The organism is Parasporobacterium paucivorans DSM 15970, assembly GCF_900141895.1.
GTDB lineage: Bacteria > Bacillota > Clostridia > Lachnospirales > Lachnospiraceae > Parasporobacterium > Parasporobacterium paucivorans.
The window spans coordinates 1-5,588 of record NZ_FQYT01000040.1; the positions used below are offsets into that span (position 1 = coordinate 1).

At 45.8% G+C, this 5,588-nt stretch carries 5 protein-coding genes and 1 pseudogene; 1 reads left to right on the top strand and 5 read right to left on the bottom strand.

The window, feature by feature from the left end:
• Positions 1-202: pseudogene (locus BUA79_RS11985) on the top strand (AAA family ATPase); the annotation flags it as partial.
• Between the two features lie 366 nt (positions 203-568).
• On the opposite strand, the gene dcm reads toward BUA79_RS11985, so the two are convergent.
• The 5 genes from dcm to BUA79_RS12010 all read right to left on the bottom strand — a co-directional run.
• Positions 569-1,816 carry a DNA (cytosine-5-)-methyltransferase gene (gene dcm, locus BUA79_RS11990; RefSeq protein WP_073994649.1) on the bottom strand — a complete coding sequence of 416 codons (1,248 nt, stop codon included), beginning with the start codon at positions 1,814-1,816 and terminating at the stop codon, positions 569-571.
• Between the two features lie 219 nt (positions 1,817-2,035).
• Positions 2,036-3,487 carry a PucR family transcriptional regulator gene (locus BUA79_RS11995; RefSeq protein WP_073994650.1) on the bottom strand — a complete coding sequence of 484 codons (1,452 nt, stop codon included), beginning with the start codon at positions 3,485-3,487 and terminating at the stop codon, positions 2,036-2,038.
• 243 nt (positions 3,488-3,730) lie between these two features.
• Positions 3,731-4,117 (bottom strand): 8-oxo-dGTP diphosphatase MutT, encoded by a 387-nt coding sequence (gene mutT, locus BUA79_RS12000; RefSeq protein ID WP_073994651.1) that lies wholly within the window; start codon positions 4,115-4,117, stop codon positions 3,731-3,733.
• Between the two features lie 107 nt (positions 4,118-4,224).
• On the bottom strand, positions 4,225-5,157 hold the full coding sequence (locus tag BUA79_RS12005; RefSeq protein WP_073994652.1) for a flavodoxin family protein: 933 nt from the start codon (positions 5,155-5,157) through the stop codon (positions 4,225-4,227).
• A gap of 38 nt (positions 5,158-5,195) precedes the next feature.
• A partial coding sequence (locus BUA79_RS12010) for an MFS transporter (RefSeq protein WP_178138606.1) occupies positions 5,196-5,588 on the bottom strand: 393 nt, incomplete at its 5' end.

The following is a 5,588-nucleotide window of genomic DNA, read 5'->3' on the forward strand; positions in this document are numbered from 1 at the left end:
CACCGCTCATCTTGCCTACGCCGGAGGATCGACGGATATCTTCACAGACAAGGCGATGGATGAAGTCTATCGCTATTCAGCCGGATCATCCAGAGCAACAAACAAAGTATGTACCCACTCCCTTATGTTTGCCTCACAGCGGGCAAAGAAGCTAATCGATGACCATATGGTCAGAACGGTAATCGAGGGGGAATTACCGTAAAACAAAATGGGCGCAATGCAACTGTATTGTGCCCGAACTCATAACCACCGTGGCAGCATAGGCGAGCAGTTTTAGGCAGCTCCAGAGAGCAACGGGCGGACAAACTCAGAAATCAATAACATCCAGAAGAGACCAGAAAATTAATATACGCGTTGAAGGATGTATGTAATGGAATTGAGCCCGATGTGGCGATTGTATCTAATAATCTGCAGGTTGATTTCGATTCGGTGGGATTGGATTGCGAAGTTGTCCTTAAAGCGTATAAATGGATATGGGGGCAAGAAGATTGTAATTATCCTAGTGGTGAAGGAAGATGGAAATCAATGAATCCTATCTTGGAATTATTAGAATAGAAAAACGGGAGGCCTAAATGGCTTCCCGTTTTTCATCAGTATTATCATTTATGTATTCGATATGGACTTCTTTTGCAAAAATCTTGTTGAGAGTATGCCCCATTCTTTCGACGACGCCAACAACAAGAGCATTCCCCATGCAGAAATAGCGGAATTTTTCAGGCATGCCAGTATCCGTCCAGTTGTCCTCGAATCCCTGAATCCTTTCGGCTTCCAGAGGAGTAATGAGACGCAGTTTATTCGTGTTGGGATCCAAAATGACATGTGTGCTGCGGTTAAGACTAGACTCGCTGGTCAACATCGTTCGTGCTGGTTTATCGATTGGGTCAGGGAAAGCAATGGGACCCTCCGAAAATGTGTAGGTATGGCCTGTCTTGCTTGTGCGTTCAATCTTCTTGGAGCCCTTCAGATAGGTCCATTTTTCAAGATTATCTCCGAGATAGAATTTCTTATCAGCATTGCTGTCAATAATTTGGCGTATCGTGATTGGCTTTTCTTGAATTGGTACGACAGAAGATGTGGTGATGTTCCCATCGGTCATATATCCAGCGTTCTCAAAATCGAATTTGAATCTGTCGGAGATATCGGCTAATTCAGTGTATTCTAGCGCGGAGATCCTAAAACTGTCAGTTGCTTCTATAGGGAAAGTCTTTGCAAAAAACCCATTTGTATTGATGATGCACTGCGGTGTCGAAACGGAACGCCTCTGCCCGTAGGAAGTATCGTTTTGATATGCAAAAATGAAGGTTCTGCGCCGTCTTTGTGCAAATCCATATTCAGCAGCATTTATTACTCGCCATTCCACGCTATAGCCGAGCTGATGGAAGCAGGCTAGGATAATTCCGAAATCGCGTCCGCGCTGAGTACTAGGTGATTTAAGGAGTCTGTCCACGTTTTCGAGCAGAACGAATTTAGGCCGCTTGGTTTCCAAAATGTCTCGGATTTCCCACCAGAGTACACCTTTGACACCACTGATTCCTTTGGCGCCTGTCCTGGCAACGGAATAGTCTTGGCAGGGAAAGCCTCCTACTAGCAGGCTGTGGTCAGGTATTATGCTTTTGTCGACAGAGGAGATATCTTCATTTACATGATTTTCATTTCGGCCGAAATGATGGCAATAGCAGTCAAATGCATGCTGGGATTTCTTGCCGGGTTCCCACTGGTTGGCCCAGACGGTATTCCATTCTTTTGAAGAATGCTCAAGTCCTAGTCTGAATCCACCGACGCCGGCAAATAATTCGCATATTGTCTTATCTATCATGTGTTATCCTCCTTGAAGACTGTTCGAACGATCGTTCTATATATTGAGTCTATTTTACATCAAATAGCTGTGTGTGTAAAGAGCAAAATTTAAAGTGTATGATAATATTTTACAAGTCTCTTAACATAAACATTTTGGCAAGTGCATAGGTTAAGAGCTCTTTGTGGATTATATCAGGCTTCCGGATACAAGGCGTTTTGGAGAAAATGATTGAAAGGATCAGCCATTTACCTGAATCAGTTTGTAAGAGAGCAGCAGCAGCTCTCTGTTTTCGGCATCGTCAAGATCGAGGTTTATCATCTCTTTGATTTTATTGAGACGGTAAATCAGTGTGTTTCGGTGGATGGAAAGGCAGTGGGCTGTTTTTACCAGGTTGCGCTCATTCAACAGGAATTGGTGAAGAGTCATGAAAAGATCGCTTTGATATTGGGCGTCGTGTTTTTGCAGGGAAATCAGCTCCGGTGGAATGATGTTCTGGTTGATGTGCCCCTTCATAACGCTGTAAAAATATTTCAAAGCATAATCCTTGCAGTGATAGATGCTGCCCGGCAGTTTGTTGCCATAATCGATAGCGATTTTGCATTGCTCGTAATGTGATTTCAGATCCATGATGTTTGTGAATTCATAGCTTGCTCCGCAATAGCTCCGGCTTTGCTTCAATATGGGTGGAAGGAGCTGTGATAAAGTGAAATAGGAAACGACAGACAGGTTAACGAATAGAAGGATCGATGATTTATACTCAAACACGAAACAGCTGCTGAAGGATCTTTCTAACTTTCGGATCAGAGGGTTGAGCATTTCTTCATGTGAGAGCAGGGTATTAACCGCGATGACCATCTTGGGGGCAGAAGGGAGCCATGACTGGACTTTGAGACGGTGAAGCAGTTCTTCTTCCGATATCGGCTCGTTATCGAGCAGATCAAGAAAAATCTTATGATTTTCACGGATTTCGTGCTGGGCCTGGTTGTGGCTCATCCATATTTCAATCAGGTGGCCGAGTTCATCGCAGAGATGCATCCGGCCATTCGTGATGGGGTGATTTTTTTCGATGATGACAACACGGCCGACGAAACGGTTTTTCAAATAGAGATTTCTCCACATGGATTTGTTTTGAAACGCGCTTAGCTTGGAGGCCTGAACAAGATTGCTGAAATTTGCAGATTTGAAGTATTCACTCAGAAAATACAATTTTTCGAGTGAATTGCTTTTATTCAGGATCATCCGATCCCATTCCTCGTCAAAAGATCCAAGACCAAAACGGGTTGAATGGGCTATCAGCATGTTGCCGGAATCAAACACTACGAAAGGATCGTCGATGATATCCTGGCTGTTTTCTGTAATCTGAAGTACGGGACATCCACTGAAGATGCTCTCTTTTATGCTGTCGGACCAGCGGTTATAATAATCAAATGCGTCAAAGACGTCGTTCAGGACGGCTTCAAGATCTGTTGTCTGCAGGAGGATCATATCATGGCCGTGCACGCAGATGACTTCGCCTGAACCGGTAGGAATGAAGTCTCTGGCCAGTCCCAGGTAAACATTCTGAGTTTCAATTGTCAGCTCAGTCGAAAATATCCTGACACCCCGAAGGGTTGGGGCGCCGTCTTTTATGTGCAGTACCGGTTCGTATTTCTGCAGCCAGTCGGCCAAAATCCACATGCTTAGCTTCATTTCAGAATCTCCTTTTTGCGTGGTCATCTTCTGTTTAATAATAGTACGAAACGTACATAAAGTCAAAAAATATTCGCAAAAAATCCTAAGAAATAAACGCGTTGAAGATGCAATAACACTGAAGAAACCGGACCGTATACCATGTATCCCTTTTGCCCAGACATTTTCATATCTTCGTATGGGATATACTATGGAGGAGGCTATGTATGATGCGGCCAGAACACACGGAAAATATTAAGGGATTTAGAATATTGCCTTTAATTTTTCGATGATAGTCACATCTGCGGCCAGCCATTCCACGGAGTTCAGGTCATCCTTGCCCAGCCATTTGGAGTCGCTGTGTTCAAGAAGCTCCAGGGAACCGTTTTGGACGGAGCAGAGGAAGCATTCCATGTGCAGGTGGAAGCTAGGATAGCTGTATTCAACGGTGGTAAAGTGGCGGTCTATGGAGATTTCGGTGCCCAGTTCTTCCTGGATTTCCCGGACAAGAGCCTGTTCCGGGGTTTCGCCGGCCTCGATCTTGCCTCCGGGAAATTCCCAGCCGCCGGCAAATTCACCGTAGCCTCGTTGCGTGGCAAAAAATTCGTTGTTCTGGCGGATGATTGCTGCAGCTACATGGATGGTTTTCATGGGAGTCCTCCTAAGGTCTTCGTATACGATACTACTATTATAATCTTAGGGTATGTAAAGTGCAAGAGAAGTCCCGGCAGTTCATGCCGGGACTTCTCTGAGGATGATTAAATGGCAGGGAATGCCATATCTTTATAGTGTTTGTACTGTTCCTGGATCGAATCCTGACGTTGGAAGAAGTCAATCTTGGTCTCAATGATTTCCGTCAGATGCAGTTCACGGAATTCGTTGACATTTCTGTCGCGAATCAGGCCGTTTTCGGCAAGAACAAATCTGGTTCTTCCGTCTTCTCCTTTGACGAGGTCGCCTCCGGCACCGCATACGGGACACTCAAAGGGGAATTCCAGGCCGTCCCAGTGGGGCTCTCCCTTCATGACCAGGTTGGAATGGCAGTTCGGGCACATTCCCGTGTCTGGATCTCCCAGCCATTCTCTTTGTTCGAAAGGAGTTTGAATGGATTTTATGATATTTTCTCCCAGTTTGTGAGCTCTTTCAAGCTGCTCCGGACGAAGCAGGACATTCCCGGGCCTTCCGTTGCGGGTGGCAAGCATTTGATCCACTACCTTGATGGATTGGGTGAACATAGTGGCTCCGATTGCTTCCAGAGTCATCGTCTGCCAGTCGCGGCAGGAACCGCCGCAGGCGATTACGCCGGCTATCAGATGCGGATCCTTCTTGACGGAACCGATTTTAAGCCGGAAGGAAATCTCGTAGGCCAGAAACCGCTGGCCGAATGTCAGATAAGTCGCACTGGGCAGCAGGTCATACGTTGGAACTCCCAGGATGATAGCATCCTGCTGCTGCATGACATGGACAATTTTGTCCATGTCATCTTTATTGTCGAGAATGCAGCCGGCATCCTTGCCCAGGCCCATCGCCATCGTGCAGGCCTCACATCCCTGGCAGGCCAAAATGTTATAGTCGAAAAGATTAATCAAAGTGCATTCCGCACCAGCATCTTTGCAGACGCTCAAAGCTTCTTTAACCAGAATCTCGCTGTTTCCGTTATGCCTTCCGGCAACAATCCCTAATACCTTCATGTTGCAGTCTCCTTATCCTTAATGAAATGCTCAAATGTTTACAGTCTTCCTAAAAGTGCATCATCTGCTGCTTTGCCAACCTTTTGGCGCTCTTCATCATCAATATCTTTTATATGTTTTCCGCTGAACGCAGACATGAGAATTACACTGAGGATACCTCCGACGAGGCATGCGATAAATACGCCCCTGACACCGGCCATACTGAAAAGCAGGGTTGCAATCAGCATTGGGCCGACCGCTGACAGCAGGTTCGCAATTGCATTAACAAGTGCAAATACAGATGAAAAATCCTCGCCCCTCCAATACTGTGCAGCCATTGAAACGGTGTAGTTGGAGGAAGCACCCATGAATAATCCGAGAATAATAAATGCGACAACTACCAACGCTGAAGCGTTCATCGCTACGCCGATCAGACCAAGAACTGCTGAAAT

Coding starts and splice junctions, on each gene's coding strand:
- dcm (WP_073994649.1), bottom strand. CDS start 1,816: ATGATAGATAAGACAATATGCGAATTATTTGCCGGCGTCGGTGGATTC.
- BUA79_RS11995 (WP_073994650.1), bottom strand. CDS start 3,487: ATGAAGCTAAGCATGTGGATTTTGGCCGACTGGCTGCAGAAATACGAA.
- mutT (WP_073994651.1), bottom strand. CDS start 4,117: ATGAAAACCATCCATGTAGCTGCAGCAATCATCCGCCAGAACAACGAA.
- BUA79_RS12005 (WP_073994652.1), bottom strand. CDS start 5,157: ATGAAGGTATTAGGGATTGTTGCCGGAAGGCATAACGGAAACAGCGAG.